Consider the following 24,590-nt stretch of genomic DNA (forward strand, 5'->3'; position numbering starts at 1 on the left):
TGCTCATGGAAATTCTGTCACGCAGGGTCTGTTCGCCTCTATAACCTGGCCAGTATCTTGTAGCCGCTTCCCGAGACCTGATCAATTACGCGCTGCCGAGCGTGACCAAGTCGTGCTCGGAAATGGGTTGGCCCATCTGGAGGGGTTCGGATGAGCGGGACATCGCTGGGTACACATTCAAGGGACACGTCACCGACGTTCGTGCCGGTCGACCAGGTGACGGAAACGCTTCTCGTACGGGTCGCCGGCTCCAGTCCCGACCACGTCAGCGCGCTCGCGCAGTGCCCGGACGACCTCCCGGCGATCCTCGTGCACCGGCCGACCATGCAGGTGATCGACGGCGTGCACCGCCTGCGCGCGGCCAAGCTGCGCGGGGACGCCACCATCGGTGTGCAGTTCGTCGACGGCACCGAGGAGGACGCGTTCGTGCTGGCCGTGAGCGCCAATGTGACCCAGGGGTTACCGCTGACGCTGGCTGACCGCACCGCCGCCGCCTCCCGGATCCTCGCGTCGCATCCGCACTTATCGGACCGTCTGATCGCGTCGACAGCCGGGTTGTCCACGAAGACGGTGGCCGCGATCCGGAGGTGTTCAACCGGGGAAATGACTCAGTTGAACACCCGTCTCGGCCGCGACGGGAAAGTGCGGCCACTCGACGCCTCCCACGGACGCACGATTGCGAGTCGGGCGATTTCGAACAATCCAGATCTTTCATTGCGGGAGATCGCCCGAATCGCCGGAATATCGGTCGGCACAGCCCGGGATGTCCGGGAAAGAATGCGCCGCGGCGAGGATCCTATTCCAGCGCGGCATCGCCTTGCCGCCGGAAACCGCGCGGAAAACGCGGAGAACACCGCACCGGGCAACAACGCGGGCGCCGACAACGTCACCAACGGCACGCCTCGCGCCGAACGGGGCCGATTCCTGCTCGCGCTGCGCACCGATCCGTCGTTGCGGTGCTCCGAAATCGGCCGCGCGCTCCTGCGGCTGCTCGACGCCAACACCCTCGACACCGCGCAGTGGGACCGCCTCGCCGCCGCCGTTCCCCAGCGCTGGTCACCGGTCGTTGCCGACCTCGCCAGAGACTGCGCGGCTGACTGGTCGGCGCTCGCCTGCCGGGTCCGCGGCCAGGTCCCCGTCAGCGCGTGAGTCCGGCGCGCACGCCACGGCGATCGCCGCCGCCAGCTCGACCACCGCGAACAGCGCGACCACCGGAAGCAGCGACGCCGAGTCGCCGGTGATCGCGACCGCGATCAACGGCAGGAAGCTGGAGATCGTGACGCCCACCTGGTAGGTCACGGCGATCGCGGAGAACCGCACCATGGTCGGGAACAGGTCCACCAGGAACGCCGCCAGGCCGCCGTAGATCGCGCCGTGCGCAATGGTCAGCGCGGGGATGAACACCAGGGCGGCCAGCGTCGGATCACCCGAGGACAGCCAGGCGCCCGCCGGGATCATCGCCACCACCGCGACCGCGTAGCCGAAGATCATGACCGGCCGGCGGCCGTATCGATCGGACAGCGCGCCGAACACCGGCAGTGTCACGCACTCTCCCAGGGCCGCGATCATCAGCGCGGTCAGCACGGTCGAGCGCACCTCCGGCCCGGCCTCCGCCGCGTGCGCCACCAGGAACACCGTGAACATCGCAATCACCGACCCGGTGCCGAGCGACGCGAGAATGCCGATCACCACGCGGCGCGGCCACCGCCGCAGCACCATGAGCACCGGTACCCGGGCGGCGCGGTTCTCGGCCCGGCCACGCACGAACTCCGGTGTCTCCTCGACCCCCAGCCGGACCCAGATGCCGATGCCGACCAGGACGCTCGATGCCAGGAACGGCAGCCGCCACCCCCAGGTCAGGAAGTCCTCCTCGGGCAGCTTGGAGATCAGCACGAAGGTCAGGTTGCTGCCGAACAACGCCACCGCGAAGCCCATCGCGGGCCAGCTGCTGAAGAAGCCCCGACGCCCGGGCGGACCGTGTTCGGTGCTGAGCAGCACCGCGCTCCCCCATTCGCCGCCGATGCCGATGCCCTGTGCAACGCGCAACGTCACCAGCAGGACCGGCGCGAGGACGCCGGCCTGGTCATAGGTGGGCAGCAGACCGATGCCGAACGTGGCGATGCCCATGACGAGCAACGTCCACACCATCATCGATTTGCGGCCCACCCGGTCGCCGAAGTGGCCGAACAACAGGCCGCCCAGCGGGCGCGCGACGAACCCGGCCGCGTAGGTGGCGAACGACGCGAGCACACCGCCGGCAGTCGACGAGCCCGGGAAGAACAGCGGGCCGAACACCAGCGCGGACGCCGTCGCGTACAGATAGAAGTCGTACCACTCGATGGCGGTGCCGATCGTGCTCGCGACCAGCACCCGGCGGACCGAATGAGGCGTCGAGGTCACCCCTGGCTTCACGCGTTCTCATCGGACACGAGAATCCGCCCGCCGAGTTCGTGGGGATCGGCGGCGAGGTCGTAGGCCCACACCTGGCGCCCGTCCGCCTCCCAGATCACCTTCTGCCCGTCCGCCCGCACCGCGTGCAGGGCCTTCAGGTCCGGGTACTCGTCCGAGGCGGCGGCCCGCTCCTGCGGGAAGTAGGTCTCCGAGTACGCCTCGCGGGACGCACCAGTGCCGTCCGCGAAGAACTCGGTCAGCGAGGCACCGTCCGACGACCGCGGGGCCAGCCCGAGATGGTCGAGCACCGTCGGCATGATGTCGACCAGCCGCACCTGGCTGTCCACACTCATCCCCACCGGCACCCCAGGGCCGCTGATGACCAGCGGCACGTGCTGGGTCGCGTCGAACAGCAGACAGCCGTGGCCCTCCTCGTACGGGTGGCCGAGGTCGCCGGCGTGATCGTTGGGATACCACCCGGCCAGGTCCTCGCCGTGATCGGAGAAGCACACCACCAACATCGATTCGATGTCGTGGCCCATCTCGGCGATGCGGCGCAGCAGGAGTTGGACGTAGTGGTCGGTGTAGGCGACCTCGCCTTCGTACGGGTTCGCCACCTCGACGCCGACGTCCTCCGGCGGCTCGTACGGCCAGTGTGCGTCGAAGAAGTGCGCGAACAGGAAGAACGGGCCGTCGCCGTCGAGCGACTCAAGCCAACGGGTGGCGCGTTCGACCACCACAGGGGCCCGCTTGAGCGCCAACCCGCGCAGCTTCACATCGCCGACCGACAGTGGGTCCCGGCCGTCCGGCAGCAGCGGGATCTCGTCGTCGTAGAAGTCGAACCCGCGGTCGATCCCGTACCACTGGTTCAGTCCGGGGCAGGACACCACCGCGCCGGTGGTGTACCCGACCTCCGACAGGCACTCCGCCAGCGTCGGCACCTTCTTGTCCAGCGCTTCGCGGAACAGGTGCCTGACCCCGTGGCGGGGCGGCTGGAGCCCGGTGAAGACCGTGGCGTGGCTGACCGGTGTCAGGGGGCACGACGAGATCGCCTGCGTGAAGCTGACCCCGCCCGCGCGCAGCCGCTCCACACCGGGGTACTTCCCCGAATAGGCCACGTCGGCGCGGACGGTGTCCAGGGAGATGAACAGGATGTTCGGCTGTGTGGTCACCGGGATTCCTCTGTATTTCTACGTCGACGCCAGCGGCACCGAAGGCTAACAACGGGCTCCCCGCGTATGACAACGATGAACAGGGCCGCATGAACACCAGTGCCGAACAGCACATCGCGCCCCTACAGTTACGTGGCGGAGCGTCCATAGACCGTGACGCAAGGGAGAGTTCACATGGCGCGCAAGGTATCCCTGGCCCTGGAGCTGTACGCCGACGCGAACGGCACCGTCGATCAGCGCTACATCGAGCAGATGCGCAATCAGGACGCCGAACCGGTGCCGGTCGATCCCACGCTGCCGAGGTTCACCCTCATCGTCGGGCCCTCGCCGTTCACCATGCCGCGCGGTTGGGAGTTCTTCCTCACTTCACCCTACGAGGGTGCGACGTACATCTCGACCGTGCTGCACAACGCCGGGTACCCGGTGCGCATCATCGACGTCCGCTACACCCCGAACCCACTGCAAGCGGCGTACGAGCAGATCATCGAAGGCACCGATGTGCTCGGCATATGCACGTTCGAGGACAACTTCCCGTTCTGCCGCCAGCTGATGGCGATGGTCCGCGAATCACACCCGGACATACCGATCATCTGCGGTGGCTCGCTGGTCACTTCCGTTCCGGCGATCTTCATGTCGGACACCGCCTGCGACGTCGCGGTGATCAGCGAGGGCGAGATCACCATCCTGGAGCTGATGGAGAGTTACACCCGCGGCTCGTGGCAGCAGGATCTCCCGACCATCAAGGGCATCTGCTACCGGGACGAGAAGGGGAAGGGGCGCCGCACGCCGCCGCGCGGCCAGATGATGGATCTCGACGCGCTGCCCAGGATGCGGCTCGACCTGTGGCCCCAGTCGCGGTCGCCGCTCGGTATGCAGCCGCAGGTGATCTCGTCCTACAGCCGCGGCTGCAAGATGGACTGCTCGTTCTGCTACCGCACCACCCCGCAGGTGCGGGCGAAGTCGCCGGAGAAGATGGACCGCGACCTCGACTGGCTGAAAACGCAGTACGGCGTGGACTTCTGCTTCTTCGTCGACCTCACGTTCAGCTCGCACCGCGGCCAGACCATCGAGATGTGCGACGTGATCTCCCAGCACGATCTGCGGTGGACCTGTCTGACCCGGTGCGCCGACATGGACGTACCGCGCATCGACGCGATGCGGGATGCGGGTGCCGACATCATCCTGTACGGCGTCGAGTCGCTGGGCCGCGAGGTGTTGCGCGAGGCCCGCAAGGGCAGCAGCGAGAACCTGACCGTCCGCGCGATGCGCACCACGTTCGAGGGCGGCGTGCGGTTCGGCTCGCTGCTCATCGTCGGTCTGCCGAACGAGACCGAGGAGTCCCTGTCGGACATGGTGCAGTTCGCCGAGCAGTACAACCACGTGACCCGGGTGAAGTACCTGTCGGCTATGCCCGGTACGACGGTGTACCAGGATGCGGTGCGGAACAAGTTGATTCGCACCGAGATCGACCACCTCAACTGGCTTTCGGTCGAACAGGCGCTGCACGAGGACGAGTTCCTGAATGTGAGTGGGCTGCCCGAGCGGGTCTGTCGGGACGCGTACAAGCGTGTGTACGACGCCTATCAGCCCGGCCCGGTGATGGACTTCCAGCACTGGCCCGAGCACTTCCAGTACTTCCACCCGCAGCCGGCCGACGGCCTTGAGCGGTCGACGTCGTACGCCGGGACCGGCTGGCGCACGGAGTGGAGTTCCGCCGCCGCGCCGTTGGTTCCCGGTTCCGAACAGTACACATTGGACAAGGTGGCCGACCCGGATGTGGCCAAGGTCGGCAGCACTCTGATGGATTGCGGCGCGAAGAAGCTCTCGGCCGGGGTCTGACCGGTGTCCACCCAGGACGGCCCGATCCTGATCATCGGGACAGAGCGCTCCGGGTCGAACCTGCTGCGGCTGGTGCTCGACGCGCACTCGCGGATCGCGGTCCCGCATCCGCCGCACTTCATGCGGTACCTGTCCGGAATCCCGTACAACGGTGATGTCGATGCGATGGTGGGCGAAGCGATGTGGTTGCTGCGCAACCACATCCACCCGTGGCCGCACGTGATCGACCGGGCCGCGGTGACCGAGGCTGCCGTGGGTGGAGAGGCGCCGTCGCTGTTCGGGGTGGTGTCGGCCATCTACGACCAGTACCGCATCGCGGAGGGAGCGGCCCGGTGGGGGTGCAAGAGCACGTTCATGGTCGAGCATGTCGACGAGGTGCTCGCCGAACTCCCGGACGCGCGGTTCCTGTGGTTGGTGCGCGATCCCCGCGATGTGGTCGCGTCGGCGAAGCGGGCCGTGTTCGGCTACTGCCACCCGTACCGCATGGCGCTGCGGTGGGCGGCCGAACAGGAGCTCGCCCGCGCAGCTCTGGAGCGGTGGGGGCCGAAAGTGGTGCACCTGGTGCGGTACGAGGACCTGGTGTCCTCGCCCGACCGGGAGATCAGGGCGATCTGTGACTTCATCGGGGAGACGTTCGAGCCGGCGATGCTGGCGCACCACCTCAACGACAACGCCCGGCTGACAGCGTCCCTGTCGGCGTCCTGGCGCACGGCGGGCGACCCGATCACCACGGCCCGGATCGGCGCCCACCGGCGGGGGCTGTCCGACCGGGAGCGGCGACAGGTGGAGAGCGTGGCCGCTCGACCGATGAAGACGCTTCGCTACCCGTTCGACGAGGCCTCGCTGGGCGAACCGGCGCCCGGCCCGCTCGGCGTCGCACTGCGCGGGTTCGCGGTGCGGCTGGCGGTGGAGGCACGATCGCTGCGCACCGACCGCAACCACTTCCGGCGCTGGCGGCGCGACGCCACCGTCCGCCGACTGCGCCGCCGCGCGACGCCGGGCCGCGCCCGGGTTCTGGCAGGAGAGAGCAGATGACCGAAAAGGGAAGCGTCCGCACGCACTTCGCCGACCGTGCGAGTACCTACGATCGATCCAGTTCGTGGTGCACCGACGACGCACTCGGCGAGCTGATGCTGTCCACGGCCGCGCCCCGACCGGGCGATGCGGTCCTGGACGTGGCATGCGGCACCGGACTGGTGTCAAGGCTGTTCGCCGGGCGGGTGCGGCGGCTGGTCGGCGTGGACATCACGCCGGAGATGGCCGAGCAGGCGCGCGACATGCTCGACGAACTGGTGATCGCCCCGGCGGAGAAGCTGCCGTTCGAGGACGGCACGTTCGACATCGTGGTGTGCCGTCAGGGGATCCAGTTCATGACGCTGCCGGACGCGGTGCGGGAGATGGTGCGGGTGACCCGGCCGGGTGGGCGGATCGTGCTGACCCACCTGTGCGCCTACGGGGACGACGACCGCGACGAGTACTTCGAGATCCTGCGGCTGCGCAACCCGGCCCGGCGGCACTTCTTCCGGCCCGGCGATGTCGAGGCCCTGCTCGCCGGCGCGGGGTGCGACCCGGTGCGGTCGCAGCGGTACGTGTCGGTGGAGGACGTGGACGTGTGGTCGGACAACGGCGCGATCGGCGAAGACGCGCGGGAGGCCATCCGGGACTGCTACGGGAAGGCGTCACCCGCGTTCCGCGCCCGGCACGCAGTGGCCGAGGCGGGCGGGCGGATCACCGACCACATGCTGTTCGTCGTCGCCTCGGGAACGAGGGTCTGACATGGAACCGGACCAGTCCCTTGCCGACGGCGTACAGGCCGCGTTCCTCGCCGAGGCGGCCACCGCCGCGCGGTACACCTACTTCGCACAGGTCGCCGAGATCGAGGGTCACACCGAGGCCGCCCGGGTGTTCGGCGAGCTCGCCGAGAGTGTGGCCTGCGCCGCCCACGGCCACCTGGATCTGCTGCGCGACCTGTTGGGCGGCGACGATGCGGGCACCGGGCGCGCGCCCGGCGACACCCGCCGCAACCTCGCCGCGGCGATCAGCGGCGACCTCGTCGAGGCCACCGAACGCTACCCCGGCCTGGCGGCGCGGGCGCACATGGAAGGCGTGGCGGATCTGGCGAGCTGGCTGGAGACGCTGTGCACGCTGAAGAAGACGCACGTGGACCGGCTGGAGCAGGCCCTCACCGTGCTGACCGAGCCGCGGTTCGCCGGAAACGGAGCGCCATGACCACCACCGACTACACAGCCGAGGCGATCACCCTCTACTCCGGGCTGGAGGCAGTGCGCCGCAACCCGTCGATGTACGTCGGGTCGACCGGCTCGGACGGCGCCCACCACCTGGTGCTCGAACTGGTGGACAACGCCGTGGACGAGGCCGCCGCCGGGCACTGCGGCGCGATCTCGGTGGAGTTGCACGGCGACGGCTCCTGCTCGGTCACCGACGACGGCCGGGGCATCCCCACCGACCCGCACCCGGAGGCCGGGATCCCGGCGTGTGAGCTCGTGCTCACCACGCTGCACTCGGGGGGCAAGTTCGACCACACCTCGTATGCGACCTCGGCCGGGCTGCACGGCGTCGGCCTGGCCTGCGTGAACGCGTTGTCGGAGTGGTTGCGGCTGGATGTGTGGCGCGACGGCGCGCACCACAGCGAGTCGTTCGCCAAAGGCTCGATCGAGACCCCGCTCAAGCGGGTCGGCGACAGCGACCGCCGCGGTACCCGGGTGTGGTTCCGTCCGGACCCGGAGATCTTCTCCTCGTGTGTGCTCGACGCGGACCTGCTCCACGCCCGGCTGCTCGACATCGCGTACCTCCACCCGGGCCTACGGGTCGAACTCACCGACCACCGCACCGGGCGGCACGAGTCGCTGTGCGAGACGACCGGGGTGCGGGGCCTGCTCGCGTACCGCGCCCGCGACGCGGAGAAGGTGCACGCCGAGCCGGCCACCATCACCTGGGCCGGGGACGGGTGCGTGATCGACGCCGCCGTTCAGTGGACCGAGGGGTACGCGGAGCAGATCTTCAGCTACGTCAACACCATCCGCACCGACCTGGGCGGATCGCACGTGGACGCCCTGCGCAGCGCGCTGGCCGGGGTGGTGGCCGACCACCTCGGCGCGTCCGCGGACAAGATGACCGTGGTCGACATCCTGGAGGGGCTGACCGCGGTGATCGCGATCCGGATCCCGGACGCGCGGTTCGACGGCCAGACCAAACGCACCCTGCGCAACGAGGACGCGGGCGCCCGCGTGTTCGACGTCGTCACCGAGCAGGCGCGGCGGGCGCTGGCGGACGACCCGGAGCTGGCCCGCCGCATCGCCGAACGGGCCATCGACGCCAGTCGGGCCCGGATGGCCGCGCGGCTGGCCGGGCGGACGGCACGCTCCCGGACCCGGGCCGTCGAGGTCGACTACGCGGTCTACCAGCGACAGTTCGGGATCCGCTCGAAGGACTGGCACGACTCGTGCGCCTGGCTCACTGACGAGGACCTGCTCGGCAAGCACGCGGAGCTGTGCGCGGTACCGCCGGACGCGCGGATGTTGGACGTGTGCTGCGGCAGCGGTGTCGTCGGCGGCGCGTTCCGCGGCCGGGTCGGCGAGATGGTCGGGCTGGACCTCACCCCGGAGATGGCCGCGATCGCCGCTACCCGGCTGGACGTCGTGCACCAGGGCACCGTCTACGACCTGCCGTTCCCCGACGCCAGTTTCGACCTCGTGGTCACCCGGGAGGTGCTGCACCTGCTGCCCCAGCCGGAGCGGCCGGTGTCGGAGATCTTCCGTGTGCTGCGGCCGGGCGGGCAGTTCATCGTCGGGCAGATCGTGCCGTACGCGGACGTGGACGCGTTCTGGATGTTCCGCGTGTTCAAGAAGAAGCAGCCACTGCTGTACCAGATGTTCCGCGAGGAGGACTTCCGGGGGTTACTCACCGGCGGCGGGTTCACCGACGTGCGGATGGAGGAGTACTTCCTGTGGGAGTCGATCGACCGGTGGATCGACACCCATGAGACGACTCCGGCGAACCGGCAGGAGATCTACCGCCTCTACTACGACGCGCCGCGCGAGGTGCGCGCCGTACACCCGTTCGAGGTGTTGCCGGACGGCTCGGTGCGCGACCGGTGGCGCTGGTGTGTGTACTCGGTGCGAAAGCCCGACCATGCCTAGCCGCACCGTGGATCGCCCGGTCGCCGAGGTCGTGCGTGGATTGGAGGTGCTCCGGCCACTGCGGGGCACGCCCGTGCCGCACTTCCGCGCGAAGGTGCGCGATCTCGTCGTCGTCGCGTCGAGTTCGCGGGGCGGGTCGAGCATGCTCGCCGAGCTGTTGCGGTCCTCGCCGCACCTGCTGCACCTGCGGGCGGAGCTGAATCCATTGCTGCGGCTGGTCGGCCTCGACCACCCGCACAGCGGCTCCGGATCCGACGTGCTGGACGCGGCGCACTGGCACGGGCTTCCGCCACAGGCCCGGGCGTTGTTCGAAGCAGAACTGGCATTGGACGCGGGCTCTCCCGGCACCGGCGTGGAGAACCTGGCGGTGGACGCGGCGTGGCGGCTGGTCGTGCAGTGGCCGGGGCTGGACCTCGATCCCGTCGACCTGGTGCGGACCGCCGAGGCGGTACTGGACCGTGATCTCCCCCGGTTCGCCCGGGCGGTGATCGGGATGGCCGGTGTGAACCCGTGGTACTACGACCTTCCCGGGCAGTCACCGGGACCACGACCGGCCGGGCCGCCCGGTGACGTGCTGCTCGAAGAGCCGCCCTTCGTCCTCCCCCGCCCGTGGCGGCCCGCGGACGAACACGATCTCGCCACGAAGCCACTGGTGATCAAGACGCCGGGCAACGCCTATCGACTCGGCTTCCTACGGGCGGCGTTCCCGAACGCCCGCCTACGGGTGCTGCACCTGACCCGGAACCCGGCCGCATCGATCAACGGCCTGGTCGACGGGTGGCTGCACCACGGGTTCCACGCGTACCGGCTGGACGAACCACTGCGCATCGCCGGATACGCCGATGTGCGGCCGGCCGACCGGCACTGGTGGAAGTTCGACCTACCACCCTCTTGGCCCGCGTACACCGCCGCCGCCCTGCCCCGGGTCTGCGCCCACCAGTGGCTGTCGAGTCACCGTGCGGTGCTTGCGCACGGGGCGGATCACACGGTGCGGTTCGAGGACCTGATCAGCGGTCCGCCGGCCCGCGCGAACGCCGTCGAGCGGATCGCGGACTGGCTGGGGATCCCGTTCGACGGGCCGCTGAAGCGGGCCGCGACCGACGGCATCGCCGCCACCGTGGCCACCGCCGCACCACGCCCCGGCCGATGGCGGGCGCGGGAAGAGGAAATACGGTCCGCGCTGAGCACCGACGTGCTCGCGATGGCGGAAAGGCTTGGCTATGACCGTGACGACCACTGGATCTGAGCTAAGCACCCACGGCGGCCCGGGGTGGATCCCCCGAGTGGCGTCGCATGTGGACGAAGTAGCGGCCGGAGGTGTGTGGGCGCCGTGCGGGTACCGGTCGGAGACGGCCGCGCTGCGGTCGGTACTGCTGGTCCGTCCGCCGGACAGCATCGCCACGGTGCAACGGCCGGGGGCCTCGCTCATGCTCGGGCCGGTGGATCTCCCGGCGATGCGGGCGCAGTACGACGCGTTGGCGGACCGCCTGCGGGACCACGGGGTCGAGGTACACCTGACGTCCCCCGCGGCGACACCGAACGTGGTGTTCGCACGGGACCTGTTCTGGATGACCCCGGCCGGGGCGGTGCTGGCGCGGATGGCGTCGACGCAGCGGGCCGGCGAGGAACGGCACGCCGCGCTCGCGCTGGCCGGGGCCGGGTTCCCGATCCTGCGCACGGTGTCCGGCACAGCCGTGTTCGAGGGCGCCGACGCGCTGTGGATCGACCCGTCGACGGTGATCGTCGGTACCGGGTTCCGCACGAACGCGGCCGGCGCGGCCGAGGTCGCATCGGCGGTCGCAGGACTGGGGGCGCGGGTGGTGACGGTGCCGCTGGCGCCGGGCGTACAGCACCTGCTGGGAACGGTGGTGTTCCTCGACTCGTCCACCGCCGTCATCCACCGGGCGGCATGCCCGCCGGAGTTGACGGCACTGCTCGCCGAGTACGGCTATCGGGTGATCGCACTGCCGCCGGATGACGAACTGCTGGTGCGGCGCGGGATGAACCTGTTGGTGCTCGCGCCGGGGCGGGTGCTGATGCCCGCTGGCTGCCCGGGAATCCGGCGGACGCTGGAGCGGGCGGGTGTGGCCGTCGACGAGATCGACATCGGCGAGTACCTGCGGGCGGCCGGCGGGATCGGCTGCGTGACCGGGGTGGTGCGTCGTGAGCACTGAGAGCCGGTCACTGGGCCGATTACTGGGCCGGGTACACCGTGGGGTCGTCCAGCGGCACCTTCAGCCAAGAGATCATCTGCCGGAGCTGGTGGTACGCCGCGAGCCGCTGCTCGTCGGAGTCGGCCTCCTCTGCGGCTGCGATCGGCTCCCACAGGCGCGGCACCATCACCGGCCCGAGTTCGAGCAGGCCGCCACTGCCACCGGTGGCCCACTTCGCCAGCACGTACCGAACGATCGCGCCGGTCGGGATGTCCAGGTTCTGAGACATGCCACGCACCGTCACCAGCGGATCGAGGAGCCCGTAGTCGACCACCTCGGCCTTGAAGTTGGCATGCCGGTCGTCCGGCTGCCAGCACCGTTCCCACTGGCGCAGCCGAACCGTCGGCGTACCGGTCGCGTCATAGGCCAGGTCATCCATGTCGCCGTCCATACCGCCACCCTAAGGGCGGCACTGAGCTTGTCCCACCGGGCAAGGATGAACACCGAAATCAGGAAAGGAGAATCCAGTGAACGAGAACCTTCGTGAGGAGCAAGTCGCGCTCATTCCGACCGACTCGGGCGCCGCGATCAGCGGCACCGCTACGGCCGACGACGAGGCGATCCGTCAGCAGCTGCGCAGCCTCGGCTACCGCATCTGACCAAACCGCCCCGGCCCTCCCACACGGGCGGGCCGGGGCGTCCTCACGAAGCAGGCAGAAGCAGGGCCGCCCGAGGCCGTGGCGGTCGGTGGTACGCAGCCGCAACTGGGGTGCCTCGGACGGCTCGTACGCCCCAGTCGTCTTGCCCGTCCCGGCTGTTCCGGTGATCTGACCGGCGTTGGCCTCGGCGTGCAGTCCCATCACGTCTCGGGCCGCACGCACACTTCCTGGTGGCCGACCCCGGCAACGGCGTGGACGGTGTGTCGGTGGTGCGTGGGAGCGGAGTGTGCGGGCGGAGTGTGACGGCGGAGTGCACCTCGTCGCGGACTACCCGGTAGGGCGCGATCACCGTTACCCACACGATGACGCCGCGCCGGGCCGGCACCATCGCCCGCCCGCCGGACGTTCCCGCTCCGGTCGCGCGCCCCGGAACCCGAGACCGGGGAAACAGGTCGTGTCGTGGCACATCCCCGTCAGCACCTGGGCCGGACCGGACCGCCGCGGAGTCGGCGCCGCGGCTTGCCGCAGACGCGCCCGAGCCGGGCAGACCGGTGAATCCAACTGGCCCTCCCGCACCGCGGATCGCCCGGCACCCGAACCCCTTTCGTCGGAGGTCACCGTGCTGGAAGGCGGGAGTGTTGACCACCCGACGGCGCGTTGTAGGGTGCGGCGACTGGGAGGCGGCATGGCTGATATGACCAACCCGTTCGACGACGAGAACGGAGTGTTCCGGGTCCTGCGCAACGACGAGGACCAGCACTCACTGTGGCCGGAGTTCGCTCCGGTGCCCGCCGGGTGGCACGTGGTGCACGGCCCGGACGACCGGGCGGCGTGCCTGGCCCACGTCGAGGCGAACTGGACCGATCTGCGTCCGGCCTCCCTGCGCCGAGCCATGGACGACTCAACCGGGTGAACCATCGGATAAATTCACGGTCTTCACAGTGGCAGCGGTGGTGGACCGCTTCGTCACCCGCATAGCACTCCACGTCCGCTCACCGTCGAAAGACGCACCGACGGTGAGCGTGCACCGCGCCGAATTCCGCGGTTGAACGTCGGAGCCAGTTGGACCACCACATTTCACACGGTGCACAGCGTGTAATCGCCCGCGGAAACCTGGCGGCCTGGCGGCATAGGGGCAGAACAGTGAGTCAGTCCACACTTCCGTTACCACGACCACGACCACGCCCACGTTCACGGGAAAAGCGCGGGTGCGCGCTGATCGTGCAACAGGGCGCCTGGGACATGCCCAAGGAGTCGATGCCGCTCGCCGCCGGCTATCTCACAGCCGCAGCACGGGCCGATCCCATAGTGGGACCCGAGTTCGACGTGGCAATACAGAACTTCCGCGGTGGAGAATCCCTCGGCTCGATGGCGCGCACGATCTTCTCCGGGGTCGTGCCGGACGTGCTCGCGTTCTCGGTCTTCGGCTGGAACTTCAACCAGTTCGGCGCGCTCGCCGAGACCTATAAGTCGGTGCGTCCGGACGGCTGGGTCGTCTTCGGCGGAACACACGTCGCGCACCAGGCGGAACGCGTCTTCCGGCGCTTCCCCGAGGTCGACGTCGTCGCGAACGGCGAGGGCGAGTTCACCTTCCGCGACCTGCTGCTCGCCTTCCTTGAGGAGAAGTCGCCGCACGACCTCCCGCAGGTGCCGGGAATCTCCTACCGCGACGAGGAAGGCACGATCCACACCACCGCCGAGGCACCGCGGATCGCCGACCTGGACATCATTCCGTCACCATTCCTCACCGGGGCCATCCCGCTGCTCGACCACAACGGCCGGTTCCCCTACGACGTTGCGCTGATGGAGACCAACCGTGGCTGTCCGTACAAGTGCTCGTTCTGTTACTGGGGTGGCGCGGTCGGCCAGAGGATGCGCGACTTCTCCCGCGAGCGGCTGCGCGCGGAGCTCGACATCTTCGGTTACCACCAGATTCCGACGGTGGTGTTGTGCGACTCGAACTTCGGTATGCGACAGCCGGACGCGGAGTTCGTCGAGGACCTCGTCAGGACACGCGAGAAGTACGGGTTCCCGCAGTCGTTGGAGACATCGTGGGCGAAGAACAAGTCCAAGACGTTCCACAACATCATCCGCCGGATGAAGGCCGAGGGGTTCCAGAGCTCGTTCACCGTGGCGCTGCAGACACTGGACGACACGGCGTTGCGTGACATGGGCAGAAGCAACATGCGGCTCAACGAGTGGAAGGACCTGGCGGCGTGGCTAGCGGCGGAGGGACTCGACGCCTACGCCGAGCTGATCTGGGGCGCTCCGGGTGAGACGGTCGACTCGTTCCTGACGGGCTACGACCAGCTGTCCAAACATGTCTCCCGCATCGCCGTCTACCCCCTGTTGCTGCTGCCCAATACGAGCTACACGGAGAACCGCGAGGAGCACGGATTCGTCACCGTGCGCGGTGACAACGATGACTTCGAGTACGTTCTCGCTAACCGCACCGTCACGGTCGCTGAAAACACCATGATGCAGCGGTTCATGTTCTGGGCCCGGATGATGAGCGAGAACATGTACTTCCGGCACATCTGGATACCGCTGCGGGAGCTGGCCGGGCTCACCCAGAGCACCGTACTGCTGTTCCTGTCGGACTGGTTCCAGGACTCGACCGATCCCGCCGTCGCCGAATTGCTCGGCCACGGCAGCGAGTTCACCGACTCCGGACTGATCGTCGAGTCGCTGCACAAGCTCTACGCAGACCCTAGGTTCGCGCCGATCTTCCAGCGGTGGTGGGACGAGGCGATCCTGCCGAAGGTGCCCGAGCAGCACAGGCCGCTACTGGACGAGATCTTCCGCTATGACAATGCGACCCGCCCGATCTACTGCAGGACGGGGGCCGAGGGCGCCGAGGTGCGCAGCATCGACGGTCTGCCGCACTACGTCCGCAGCGGCCTGCGGTTCCAGTACGCGATGCCGCACGTTCTCGACGCCATCCGCGCGAGCCGGCCGTTCGACGATGAACCCTCGCCGGTCGAACTGACGCTCGCGTATCGCGTCGGGTTCGACGACTACCTCGACAACCACGAACTCGCGACCTACTACGCCGGTCGTTGCCTGGAGATCCGGGGGCTGACCGCACAACGGACGAACACTTCGTACGACAACGCGTCCACACGCTGATCCTGCCTCCACGAACGCGCGGCCAGCCTCGTGCGCTTCAGCTCACCGGGCGGGTTCAAAGTCGGGTACCGGTCCGCCGTGGGCGGCGGCGTCGGCGAAGACTCGCTCGCGGACTCGGCGGGTCGCGGCGCCTGCGGCGGTGGGGTCGAGGTCGGTGAGGACGCCGTTCTGCTTGCGTACCTGGCCACCCACGATGACGGTGTCGACGTCACGCGGGGTGGTCTGGAGGACGATGTGCGCTGCGGGGTCGCCGAGGGCGATGCCGTAGGGCTCGGTGTTGACCAGGACGACGTCGGCAAGGCGTCCGGGGGTGAGACGGCCCAGTTCATCGCTGAGGCCGAGGTGCGCGGCGGCGTTGACGGTGGCGAACTCCAACATGTGGCGGGGCCTGATCAGAGGAACGTCCGGGCTGTACGTCAGCGGCCAGCGGCCGGCTCGGCGTTCCGTGTCGGCGTCGACGTTGCGCATGAGCAGGTAGGTCAGACGCATCGCAGCGAACAGGTCGATGGAGACGCGGGTGTGCGTGTCGATCCCGAGGCTGGGTTGGGCGCCGATGCGGTGGGCGCGGTTGAGGATGTCCATGGAGCCGCCACCGCCGAACTCGCCCTCGGGTGTGAAGGAGATCCCTCCGCCGCAGGCCGCGAGGGCCGCGAGTTCTCCGTCCGAGGCGGCGTTGGCGTGTGCGGGGACGATGTCGGGGCCGAGGAGCCCGGCTTCGTGGAGTGCGTGGATCTGACCGGGCGGGTTTTGGTGGATGCTCATCCGCATACCGAGTTCCCGGGCGAGGCCGATCTCCTTGGTGACCTGCTCCAGGGTGCCGTACTCGACGGAGCCGAGGGCCATACCGACTCGGAGGAGCCCGTCGCCGCCGAGGTTGACCTCCTCGTGGAGGCGTCGCACGTGTTCGAGGCGCCAGGCGTGGTCCTCGGGCGGGGCGCCGAAGCTGCCGAGCATTCCGAAAGCGAAGAGGGCGCGCTGGCCGGTGAGGCGGTGGGCGCGCAGTCCGGCGTCGGCGGCCTCCGGGGACATGACGTTGTGGCAGAAGTCGAGGACTCCGGTGACTCCGGCGTCGAGCATCTGCACGGATCCGGAGAAGGTGGCGTCGTAGATGTCGTCGGGGGTGAAGTGCTCGCGGAGGTAGAAGACCTTGCTCAGGTAGTCGTCGAGGGTCCACCCCTCGGCGTACAGCCCCTTGAGGGGGGTCTGCCAAGCGTGCATGTGGGTGTCGATGAGGCCGGGAATGGCGATCATGCCACGGGCATCGATGACCTCGGCGTCGGCGGGTGCCCGGTCGGTGAGGTCGGGTCCGACTGCGGTGATGCGGTCCCCGGTGATCAGGATGTCCCCGTTGGTCAGGTCGCCGTATTCGGGGTCCATGGTGAGGACGGTGGCGCTCTTGATCAGCAGCCGACGCTCAGTGGTCGAAGTGGTCGCAGACACAGGTAACTCCCTGGATGACGGGGTGGTTGGCCGACGAGCACTTCTGCGCGAAGCTCGGCGGTGAGTCGATTTCGGGTGCCGACGAGGTCGGTCCGGACCCGAGGGGCGGATGATCCAGACGGTGCACCGACTGCCACAGCGAGACCTCCGCATCCCAAAAGCCTGCGCCTTCAACGAAAGGCGTGTGTGCTTTAGTGCACGCCGCGTGCAGTATTCATGTCAAGAGGTGGGCGCAAATCCTCAATGAGTCTGAAATTTCACCTCCAACCGAGGGTTAGCGTGCAGAATATCGTCCATACTGTACAGCGACGTGCACACTGTCACAGGGGGCTCCATGTGCGGTACGGGAGAGGTGGGACGGCTGTAGGTTCCGCGATGGAGTGTCCGGTCGTACGGCGTTGAGCTGCACTGCCCCGGCGGGTAGGGTTCAAAGACCCACAGGCCGTGGGTAGCCGCAGTGATTGCAAGATCAGGTTCGGCCTGCTCAACAGCCGCGTCGCGCGAGATGTCTCCTCACAGACGCCCGGCCCCACAAAACGCCGCGCCAGTCACATGAACTGAGTGTCGCGGGACGCCGCAGCTGCGGCAGGCGCCCGCGCCCTTCCCCCTCAGTCAAGGTCCGCCCCGACTCGACCGCCGCATCGTCAGCAACGTCAGCAACGTCAGCAGGAGGGTCGGCGAGGGTCCGCCCCAGAGGTCCCGACAACCGCCCACGGACGGGAATCCGCGCCAGCCCGACGGATCCCGCTCAGAGCCGAGCAGGCGCCACCGGGCCAGTCGCTCCCAGCCCAGGAATGATGTCAGCGAAAACCCAGCAACGTTCGCTGGATTCCCGCCGCGCGGGATAGCTCGTTCAGCAGCAGCGCTGCGCCACCTTGCACAGAAGGCGCCCACCCTCCCCCGCCGAAGAGATCTACGTGCGCAAACACTGCGACCTCGATGGGCTCCTGTGAGCCCCTTGAGAGTTCCGCGTTGACCCACGGGGCGAGTCGTACGGCTCAGGCGTCAGTCAGCGCTGGCTGGGATCAGTCCAGGCCGGGCAGGTACTTCGCGCCCGGCGGACCAGGGTGGGCCAGGCGGAGCGAGCTCACCGACCACCGCACCGGGTGACATCGAGGTTCCAGCGAGGTCGGGTTCGACGCCGGACGCTCCGCTGCGGACGGGCGTCAGATCCAGCCGTGTCGTACCGCCTCCGCGCCGGTCTGGAAGCGGCTGCGGGCGGCGAGCCTCCCCGTCAGATCGGCGTTCATTCGGCGTACCGTGCGCAGTGACACGCCGAGGCGACGCCCGACGGTGGCATCCGTGTGGCCGTTGGCGAGCAGGCGCAGAAGTTCCTTCTCCTGCGGGCTGAGGTCATGGTGGTCGCGAGGTGGAGTGGGGCCGATCGGGTTGGCCCGTCTCCAGTACTCCTCGAAGAGCAGCCGGGCGGGGGTGACGGTGCCGGCGCTGCGTAACTCCAGGGCTCCGGCCCAGATGTTTCCGGGGTCGAGGGGGACCAGCGCCACCTCGCGGTCGAAGAGCGCCATGGGTGCCTCCAGCGATGGCAGGGTGCGGACCTCGCCACCGAGGTTGCCCAGCCAGTTGACGTAGCGCATCGTCTCCGGCGCATTGCGGAAACTGTCCTGGTAGATGCTGCGGATTCGGACGCCGCGTGCCAGTGCCCGCTGGTCGATCGCCCGGTGGGCGTCCAAGTCATTGCTGGCATGGCCGCATCCGGGGAGCAGTGAGAGGCATTCGACGCGGGCGAGTTCGGCGAGTTCGGCGAGGCGCTCGCGCATTTCGTGGCGGCCTTCCAACCGCTTGACGACGTCGTAGCCGCGTGGCGCATGTGCGGTGCGGTATGCGGTGAGAGTGGAGACGGCGGTCCTCGCCGCCTCCAACCCCCTTTGTTGCTTGGCCAGTTCGGCCTCCCTGCGGGAGAGGAGATAGGAGAGGCCGGCTCCAGGGTCGGTCGCCCGGAAGAGCAACTGTCCGGCCGCGTGGACCTCTGCCTGATCGAGCAGGGAGAGGTCGGCTAGGCGATCGAGGGCGTCCCGCACCTCCTGCTCGCTCAGGCCGACCCTGGCGACGATCTGGTCGAGCCTCAGCTCGGGCTCGTCCAGAAAGAGCCGGTAGACGGTCTCGGTCTTCGGGTCCAGCCCGAGTGCGTGAAACATCACTTGCCCAAACCTCCGGGTACGCACGTCATTTCGGTCAAGGGCGCAGGTGCGGGCGCGGGCGCAGGGTGTCGGCCGGGTCGGTCGGCCGGACCGAGCGGTTGCCGCCGGTGAACGTCCCCAGGTTTGCTCATGGTATAGACCTAGAAAAGAGCGGTGGCCGGAATGTGCCGGGCAACTCGCTGCCACCCCGACATCCTCCCTGCTCGGCGCCGACACACGTACCTGGACGGCGGCGGCAGCCGAGTGCCGCGACACTGCCTGCCACCCGTCGGGGCTAGTCGGACCCCCGACGGGCTGGCCAGTATCGGCGCAAGGGCCGGTTCCGATCCGGGTCCACAGCCGAGGGGAGCAGCCACATGGCGAGTTCACAGCGCGAACCGGCAGGTTGTCGGGTCCCGGTGCGAGGGCTCTCCGGAGGTGTGGGGAGCGTGCTGTTCGGGCCGTTCGCTGCTGCTTCGGACGGGCCCCCGGTCGGGTTCTTCCGGGGCTGAGCCCCGAGCCTGCTGCCCCATGTACCTCGTAACTGCTCTGCTGATGCGCATCGGGAGCAGGGCCGAATGCTCCCCCGGGCCCAGCAGATTGGCCGAGATCATCCGACAGCACCGGCGGCCGGATGACGCCGGCCACACCGCCGCTCTCGTGCATCTGCACACCGTCGTGGGACTGGACCGCGTCCATGTCGCGCTCTTCATGGAGGCGGCCGGTCCGGCCGACGCCGAAACCACTGCTCTCAGCTTCCTCACCGGAGTGCTCGCCGATCGTCGGAGCTCCGATGGATGGGTGCTGGCTGCGTTCGACCGGGTGGAGTCGTCCGGTACCACCGAACCGAGAGGACAGGGAACTACATGCCGAGGGGCCGTCCCACCATTTCCGTGATCATCCCCAACTACAACTACGCAAAGACCCTGCCCACCGTGTTGGAGTCGGTCTACGCACAGACCCTCGCCCCGCTGGAGGTCGTGGTCGTGGACGACTGCAGTACCGACAACTCCCGTGACATCGTCCGGCAGTTCCCCTGCGTCCTGGTCGAGGCGCCGGTCAACCGGGGTGTCTCGGCGGCCAGGAACCTCGGTGTGCGGAGCAGCCGGGGCGAGATCCTGTTCTTCCTGGACTCCGACATCGCGCTTGCCCCCGATGCCCTCGCCAACGCCGTCGACCTGCTGCTGAGTGACCCGACCACGGGTTGTGTGCACGGTATCCCCGCCCCCGAACCGCTCTTCGACGACGGACCGGTGGAGCGCTACCGCACGATGCACCAGCACTTCTGGCGGCGGCGCAGTGTGGGTGTGGTCGGCACGGCGGTGTTCGAGCTGGCGGCGATGCCCCGCGCGGTGTTCGAGGAGGTCGGTCCCTTCGACGAGAACCTGCGCGACTCGGAGGACGTGGAGTACAGCGACCGGCTCGGTGCGTCGTACCGAATACGGCTGACCGAGACGGTGATGGGCCGGCACGACGACGAGGACCGTCTGGTGTCGATGCTCTCCGAGCAGTTCCGGCGTTCACAACTACTGGTGCCGGTGGCGGCGGTGGAGAGCAGGCGCGGCAGCGGGCTGAGAGCCAACCGGCCGACCGGGGTACTGGCCGCCGCCCTGGTGCCCGCCACCCTGCCGCTCGGCTTGGCGGCGCCCTGGCTGCTGGCGGTGCCCGCGATCTTCCTGCTCCTGTTCGCGCTGTCCGACCCGCCTCTCGTCCGGTTCGTCGTCCGGCGTCGGGGGGCCGGATTCCTGCTGTGGTTTCTGCTGGCCCACTTCCTGGTGCATCTGGCGCTGGTGTCCGGTGCCCTGGTGGGGGCGGTGCGCTGGTTGGTCGAACCGGGCTTCGGCCCCTCGGTCCGCCGACGTGCGGACCGTGCCGGGGCCGGTGGGCCCACCGGTCGAGACCGTAGCGGCGGCGGGGACGAAACCCGGGCGGTGGTCGGCCGGTGAGCGATCCCGCCCCTGCGCCGCCCCGCGCGAACACCGACCCGGCCGGCCCGGGAGCGGGGCCCTCCGCAGCCGTACCCGCGCCCCTGCCCGACCCCGTCGCCGAACAGCGCCCTTCGGCTCTCCAGCGCGTTCTCGGCTCCCGCATCCTGCGTCCGGTCGCCGTCCTGGTCCTGCTCACCGCTACGGTCTTCGCGGTCGGTGGTTCGCTTCAGGCGGCCGGCGCCGAGATCTCGGCCGCAGCCCGCCGCCCCGGAGGCGCACTGCTCCTGTTCGCCGCCGTGTTGGCGAACACGGTGGGTCTGGCGTTGTCGATGCTCTCCTGGCGGGTCCTGGTGGTGGATGGAAAGACCCGGTTGCCGATGCCAGCCGCCGCCCGGATCTTCTTCATCGGGATGATCAGCAAGTTCGTTCCCGGCCGGATCTGGGGAGTGCTCGCCCATCTCCAGCTGGGCCGGGACGCCGGTGTGCCTCCCGAAAGGATGCTCTCCGGCTTCGGGCTCGGCCTGGTGATCGGTGTGACCACCGGAGCCGGCGCAGGAATCCTGATGGCGCCCGTCGTCCTCGGCGCGTACGCCTGGCTGTTCGCGCCGCTGGTGCTGCTGGCCGTCGTCGCGTTCGCCCGGCCGGGCTGGGTGAACCGGCTGGTGGCGGTGGTCCTGCGGGTGGCCCGGCGCCCGGCAGTCGAACCGGGATCACCGCAGGCCGTCCGCCGATCGATCCTGCTGGCGCTGGCCTCCTGGGCGGTGTCCGGTCTGCACCTGTGGGCTCTGGTGGTGCTGTTCGGCGCACCGGCCTGGGGTTCGCTGGCACTGGCGGTCGGCGGGTTCTCGCTGGCCACCGTCGCGGGCAGCCTGGCGTTCGTGCTGCCCGACGGGGTCGGTGCTCGGGAACTGGTGCTGCTGGCCCCGCTGGCCGTGGTGATGCCATTGCCCGCCGCGACCGCGGCTGTGATCGCCAGCCGTCTGGTCTGTGTCCTCAGCGAGGTCGCCGCCACCGCCGCCGCCCTGCTCTGGGCCCGGCTCGCCCGTCCCGCTCCGAGCGCTTTGTCCCGTACCACCGTTCCGGAAGGGGTCCGATGACCGACGTCTCCGCATCGCTGATGAGCCTCGACGAAGCAGAGGATTTGACTGTCCGTCAAGTCCATGACCTGTACCGCTCCCACGTCAACCGGAGCCAGGTCGCGCTGATGACCTCCTTCGGCTTCGGTCGGGAGTTGGTCGACCATGCCGAGGGCGCCTGGATACACACCCGCGACGGCCGTCGCATCCTGGACTTCACCGGTGGTGTCGGTGTGTTGCACCACGGCCACAACCATCCGCGCATCCTGGCTGCCCGCCGCCGCTTCCAGGAGCGGCAGCGCATGGAGGTGCACAAGACCTACTTCTCGCCGTACATCGCCGCGCTGGGCCACAACCTCGCCCAACTGCTCCCCGGCGACCTCGGAATGTCCTTCTTCCCCAACTCCGGTGCGGAGGCGGTGGAAGGAGCGGTGAAACTCGCGTTCAAATACCACGCCGGACGCCGCACCCAGATCCTGCACGCCGACATCAGCTTCCACGGCAAGCTGCTCGGCTCCGGAAGCCTGACGGGCAGTGCCCAGTCGGCCTCCTTCAAGTTCCCCGGCATACCCGGAGTCTCCACCTTCACCTACGGCGACCTGGACTCGGTGCGCGAAGCCGTAGCCCGCGCCCGCGACGCCAAGGGCCGCTGCGACGTCTACGCGATCCTGATCGAACCCTTCTCGGCCTCCACCATGACCGAGTGCTCCGAGGCGTTCCTCCGCGGTCTGCGGGAGTTGTGCACCGCCGAAGACATCGTGTTGATCTTCGATGAGATCTACACCGGCTGGGGCAAGACCGGCAGCCTGTTCCACTTCATGCGCTACCCGGGCCTGGTGCCCGATGTGGTCACCACCTCCAAGGCCTTCGGCGGCGGGAAGTCCTCCATCTCCGCCTTCGTCGCCCGCGAGCCCGTCTTCAAACGGGCCTATGACAACCTCGGCGACGCCCTGCTCCAGTCCACCAGCACCACCTACTACGGCTTCGGCGAGGAGACCGCCACCGCCATCGAGGCCGTCAACATCGCGGTGGAGGACGACTATCCGGCCCGCGCCCGCGACATCGAACGGGTGCTCCTCCCGGGCCTGGAGCGGCTGCGCAAGCAGTTCCCCGACATCATCGCCGACACCCGGGGCGCCGGGGCCCTGTACGGAGTGTTCCTCGACGGCGGTCCACGCATCCTCGACCTCGCCGCCAAACTCGCCCCCGGCGGACTCGCCCGCGACCCACTGCTGCGCACCAAGCTGATCACCTGCGCGGTCATCAACACGATGTACCAGGAACACGACGTGTTCCTCTACTACACGCTCAACGGCCGCAGCCCGCTGGTCGTCGCCCCGCCGTTGGTCGCTGAGCCGGCCGAGGTGGAGATCTTCCTGGACGCCTTCGAACAGACCCTTGCCAAGGGCCTCACCCGACTGCTCACCTCCTTCGTCAAGGACAAGGCGGTGTCCAGATGGGCCTGAGGATCGCCGTCACCGGAGCCGCCGGCATGCTCGGCTCCCACCTGGTCGCCCGGTTGACCGCCGACGGGCACGAGGTGACAGGGCTCGATCTGCGCCCCGCCGAGAGCACACCACAGGGCGCCCGCCACCTGATCGCCGACATCCGCGACGGTGCCGCACTGGCCCGCGCCTTCGACGGCGCCGACGCCCTGGTGCACTGCGCCGCCGCGCTTCCCAGCTACCCCGTCGACCAGATCCGCTCCATCACCGTCGACGGCACCCGCAGCGTCCTCACCGCCGCCGAACAGGCCCGGACCCCTCGCGTGGTGCACATCTCCTCCACCGCCGTCTACGGGCTCCCCAAACGGGTACCCACGCCGGAGGATCACCCGCGCGAGCCCGTCGATGCCTACAGCAGCGCCAAGGCCGAGGCCGAAACGGTCTGCGAGGAGTTCCGCGCCAGAGGGATGTGCCTGCCGGTCCTGCGGCCGAAGACCTTCGTCGGACCCGGCCGGATGGGCCTCTTCTCGATGCTCTTCGAATGGGCCGACGAGCGGCGGAACTTCCCCGTGCTCGGGCGCGGTGACGTCCGCATCCAGATGTTCGGCATGGCCGACCTGGTGGACGCGGTGGTGCTCGCACTGGAGGCACCTCCCCAGATCGCCAACGACGTGTTCAACGTCGGCGCAGCCGAGTTCGGCACCATCCGCGAGGACTTCCAAGCCGTCCTGGACGCCGCAGGCCACGGCAAGCGGGTCATCTCGCTGCCCGCAGGCCCGGCCCTCGCCGTACTGCGGGGCCTGGAGCGCACCCGGCTCTCACCGGTGTACGGCCGGCTGCTCTACAAACTGCTCGACGACAGCTACGTGGACATCAGCCGCGCCCGCGAGCGGCTCGGCTTCCAGCCGCAGCAGTCCAACCGCGACGCCATCTTGCGTACCTACGAGTGGTGGCGCACCCTGCCGCCCACCCGCGCCGCCACCGCTGCCACCGGCCGGACCAGCCGCGACCCCTGGCGACAGGGAGCGCTCGGACTGGCCAAGGTCTTCTTCTAAAGCCC

At 68.9% G+C, this 24,590-nt stretch carries 21 protein-coding genes; 16 read left to right on the forward strand and 5 right to left on the reverse strand.

The features are described from left to right. Positions 1-150: 150 nt before the first annotated feature. Positions 151-1,149, forward strand: coding sequence for a transcriptional regulator (locus ABZ348_RS02545; protein ID WP_358928523.1), 999 nt, complete (start codon positions 151-153; stop codon positions 1,147-1,149). Here the strand turns inward: ABZ348_RS02545 and ABZ348_RS02550 are convergent. Beyond that, positions 1,057-2,412: an MFS transporter gene (locus ABZ348_RS02550; protein ID WP_358928525.1), complete on the reverse strand. Its 1,356-nt coding sequence runs from the start codon at positions 2,410-2,412 to the stop codon at positions 1,057-1,059. The genes ABZ348_RS02545 and ABZ348_RS02550 overlap by 93 nt on opposite strands. Continuing rightward, positions 2,409-3,563: a sulfatase gene (locus tag ABZ348_RS02555; RefSeq protein WP_358928527.1), complete on the reverse strand. Its 1,155-nt coding sequence runs from the start codon at positions 3,561-3,563 to the stop codon at positions 2,409-2,411. Before ABZ348_RS02555 ends, ABZ348_RS02550 begins: the two co-directional genes overlap by 4 nt. Positions 3,564-3,737: 174 nt before the next feature. Between ABZ348_RS02555 and ABZ348_RS02560 the strand changes: the two genes are divergently transcribed. The 7 genes from ABZ348_RS02560 to ABZ348_RS02590 are packed head-to-tail and all read left to right on the forward strand — an operon-like array spanning position 3,738 to position 11,736. Next, a complete protein-coding gene (locus ABZ348_RS02560) occupies positions 3,738-5,402 on the forward strand; it encodes a radical SAM protein (RefSeq protein ID WP_358928529.1) in 1,665 nt (554 codons plus the stop codon). A 3-nt stretch (positions 5,403-5,405) separates the two neighbouring features. Further along, entirely contained in the window at positions 5,406-6,437 is a 1,032-nt protein-coding gene (locus ABZ348_RS02565; protein WP_358928531.1) for a sulfotransferase, read from the forward strand. After that, the gene (locus ABZ348_RS02570; protein ID WP_358928533.1) at positions 6,434-7,177 is read left to right on the forward strand and encodes a methyltransferase domain-containing protein; all 744 of its coding nucleotides are present in this window, start codon (positions 6,434-6,436) and stop codon (positions 7,175-7,177) included. The genes ABZ348_RS02565 and ABZ348_RS02570 overlap by 4 nt, the downstream gene beginning before the upstream one ends. Before the next feature lies 1 nt (position 7,178). Continuing rightward, positions 7,179-7,631, forward strand: a complete 453-nt coding sequence (locus tag ABZ348_RS02575) for a rubrerythrin family protein (RefSeq protein WP_358928535.1) — start codon at positions 7,179-7,181, stop codon at positions 7,629-7,631. Further along, the gene (locus ABZ348_RS02580) at positions 7,628-9,562 is read left to right on the forward strand and encodes a methyltransferase domain-containing protein (protein ID WP_358928537.1); all 1,935 of its coding nucleotides are present in this window, start codon (positions 7,628-7,630) and stop codon (positions 9,560-9,562) included. Before ABZ348_RS02575 ends, ABZ348_RS02580 begins: the two co-directional genes overlap by 4 nt. Further along, on the forward strand, positions 9,555-10,808 hold the full coding sequence (locus tag ABZ348_RS02585; protein ID WP_358928539.1) for a sulfotransferase: 1,254 nt from the start codon (positions 9,555-9,557) through the stop codon (positions 10,806-10,808). Before ABZ348_RS02580 ends, ABZ348_RS02585 begins: the two co-directional genes overlap by 8 nt. 37 nt (positions 10,809-10,845) lie before the next feature. Continuing rightward, entirely contained in the window at positions 10,846-11,736 is an 891-nt protein-coding gene (locus ABZ348_RS02590) for an arginine deiminase family protein (protein ID WP_358928541.1), read from the forward strand. A 19-nt stretch (positions 11,737-11,755) separates the two neighbouring features. Here the strand turns inward: ABZ348_RS02590 and ABZ348_RS02595 are convergent, their stop codons facing one another. Further along, entirely contained in the window at positions 11,756-12,166 is a 411-nt protein-coding gene (locus tag ABZ348_RS02595) for a DUF6027 family protein (RefSeq protein WP_358928543.1), read from the reverse strand. Between the two features lie 76 nt (positions 12,167-12,242). Here ABZ348_RS02595 and ABZ348_RS02600 point away from each other — a divergent pair, with 76 nt between their 5' ends. The 3 genes from ABZ348_RS02600 (at position 12,243) to ABZ348_RS02610 (ending at position 15,503) form a co-directional block, all read left to right on the forward strand. Next, positions 12,243-12,374 carry a hypothetical protein gene (locus ABZ348_RS02600; protein WP_358928545.1) on the forward strand — a complete coding sequence of 44 codons (132 nt, stop codon included), beginning with the start codon at positions 12,243-12,245 and terminating at the stop codon, positions 12,372-12,374. A gap of 694 nt (positions 12,375-13,068) precedes the next feature. Then, complete coding sequence (locus tag ABZ348_RS02605) at positions 13,069-13,287, forward strand: MbtH family protein (RefSeq protein WP_358928799.1); 219 nt, start codon at positions 13,069-13,071, stop codon at positions 13,285-13,287. A gap of 308 nt (positions 13,288-13,595) precedes the next feature. Further along, positions 13,596-15,503 carry a KedN5 family methylcobalamin-dependent radical SAM C-methyltransferase gene (locus ABZ348_RS02610; RefSeq protein ID WP_358928547.1) on the forward strand — a complete coding sequence of 636 codons (1,908 nt, stop codon included), beginning with the start codon at positions 13,596-13,598 and terminating at the stop codon, positions 15,501-15,503. A 42-nt stretch (positions 15,504-15,545) separates the two neighbouring features. Here the strand turns inward: ABZ348_RS02610 and ABZ348_RS02615 are convergent, their stop codons facing one another. Then, the gene (locus ABZ348_RS02615; protein ID WP_358928549.1) at positions 15,546-16,943 is read right to left on the reverse strand and encodes an amidohydrolase family protein; all 1,398 of its coding nucleotides are present in this window, start codon (positions 16,941-16,943) and stop codon (positions 15,546-15,548) included. A 1,166-nt stretch (positions 16,944-18,109) separates the two neighbouring features. Then, positions 18,110-19,099 carry a LuxR C-terminal-related transcriptional regulator gene (locus ABZ348_RS02620; RefSeq protein ID WP_358928551.1) on the reverse strand — a complete coding sequence of 330 codons (990 nt, stop codon included), beginning with the start codon at positions 19,097-19,099 and terminating at the stop codon, positions 18,110-18,112. Between the two features lie 513 nt (positions 19,100-19,612). On the opposite strand from ABZ348_RS02620, the gene ABZ348_RS02625 reads away from it, so the two are divergent. The 5 genes from ABZ348_RS02625 to ABZ348_RS02645 are packed head-to-tail and all read left to right on the forward strand — an operon-like array spanning position 19,613 to position 24,585. Next, positions 19,613-19,978: a hypothetical protein gene (locus ABZ348_RS02625; protein ID WP_358928553.1), complete on the forward strand. Its 366-nt coding sequence runs from the start codon at positions 19,613-19,615 to the stop codon at positions 19,976-19,978. After that, positions 19,975-21,027: a glycosyltransferase gene (locus ABZ348_RS02630; protein WP_358928555.1), complete on the forward strand. Its 1,053-nt coding sequence runs from the start codon at positions 19,975-19,977 to the stop codon at positions 21,025-21,027. The genes ABZ348_RS02625 and ABZ348_RS02630 overlap by 4 nt, the downstream gene beginning before the upstream one ends. Then, positions 21,024-22,106, forward strand: coding sequence for a lysylphosphatidylglycerol synthase domain-containing protein (locus ABZ348_RS02635; RefSeq protein WP_358928557.1), 1,083 nt, complete (start codon positions 21,024-21,026; stop codon positions 22,104-22,106). The genes ABZ348_RS02630 and ABZ348_RS02635 overlap by 4 nt, the downstream gene beginning before the upstream one ends. Further along, on the forward strand, positions 22,103-23,551 hold the full coding sequence (locus tag ABZ348_RS02640) for an aminotransferase class III-fold pyridoxal phosphate-dependent enzyme (protein WP_358928559.1): 1,449 nt from the start codon (positions 22,103-22,105) through the stop codon (positions 23,549-23,551). The genes ABZ348_RS02635 and ABZ348_RS02640 overlap by 4 nt, the downstream gene beginning before the upstream one ends. Beyond that, on the forward strand, positions 23,542-24,585 hold the full coding sequence (locus ABZ348_RS02645) for an NAD-dependent epimerase/dehydratase family protein (RefSeq protein WP_358928561.1): 1,044 nt from the start codon (positions 23,542-23,544) through the stop codon (positions 24,583-24,585). Before ABZ348_RS02640 ends, ABZ348_RS02645 begins: the two co-directional genes overlap by 10 nt. Positions 24,586-24,590: the final 5 nt, after the last annotated feature.

The sequence above is a fragment of the Streptomyces sp. NPDC005963 genome, from assembly GCF_040638655.1.
GTDB lineage: Bacteria > Actinomycetota > Actinomycetes > Streptomycetales > Streptomycetaceae > Streptomyces.

Bases quoted from the DNA above. Each gene is read 5' to 3' on its own strand.
- ABZ348_RS02545 (WP_358928523.1), top strand. From the start codon at position 151: ATGAGCGGGACATCGCTGGGTACACATTCAAGGGACACGTCACCGACG.
- ABZ348_RS02560 (WP_358928529.1), top strand. From the start codon at position 3,738: ATGGCGCGCAAGGTATCCCTGGCCCTGGAGCTGTACGCCGACGCGAAC.
- ABZ348_RS02570 (WP_358928533.1), top strand. From the start codon at position 6,434: ATGACCGAAAAGGGAAGCGTCCGCACGCACTTCGCCGACCGTGCGAGT.
- ABZ348_RS02575 (WP_358928535.1), top strand. From the start codon at position 7,179: ATGGAACCGGACCAGTCCCTTGCCGACGGCGTACAGGCCGCGTTCCTC.
- ABZ348_RS02580 (WP_358928537.1), top strand. From the start codon at position 7,628: ATGACCACCACCGACTACACAGCCGAGGCGATCACCCTCTACTCCGGG.
- ABZ348_RS02585 (WP_358928539.1), top strand. From the start codon at position 9,555: ATGCCTAGCCGCACCGTGGATCGCCCGGTCGCCGAGGTCGTGCGTGGA.
- ABZ348_RS02595 (WP_358928543.1), bottom strand. From the start codon at position 12,166: ATGGACGGCGACATGGATGACCTGGCCTATGACGCGACCGGTACGCCG.
- ABZ348_RS02605 (WP_358928799.1), top strand. From the start codon at position 13,069: ATGACCAACCCGTTCGACGACGAGAACGGAGTGTTCCGGGTCCTGCGC.
- ABZ348_RS02620 (WP_358928551.1), bottom strand. From the start codon at position 19,099: ATGTTTCACGCACTCGGGCTGGACCCGAAGACCGAGACCGTCTACCGG.
- ABZ348_RS02625 (WP_358928553.1), top strand. From the start codon at position 19,613: ATGTACCTCGTAACTGCTCTGCTGATGCGCATCGGGAGCAGGGCCGAA.
- ABZ348_RS02640 (WP_358928559.1), top strand. From the start codon at position 22,103: ATGACCGACGTCTCCGCATCGCTGATGAGCCTCGACGAAGCAGAGGAT.
- ABZ348_RS02645 (WP_358928561.1), top strand. From the start codon at position 23,542: ATGGGCCTGAGGATCGCCGTCACCGGAGCCGCCGGCATGCTCGGCTCC.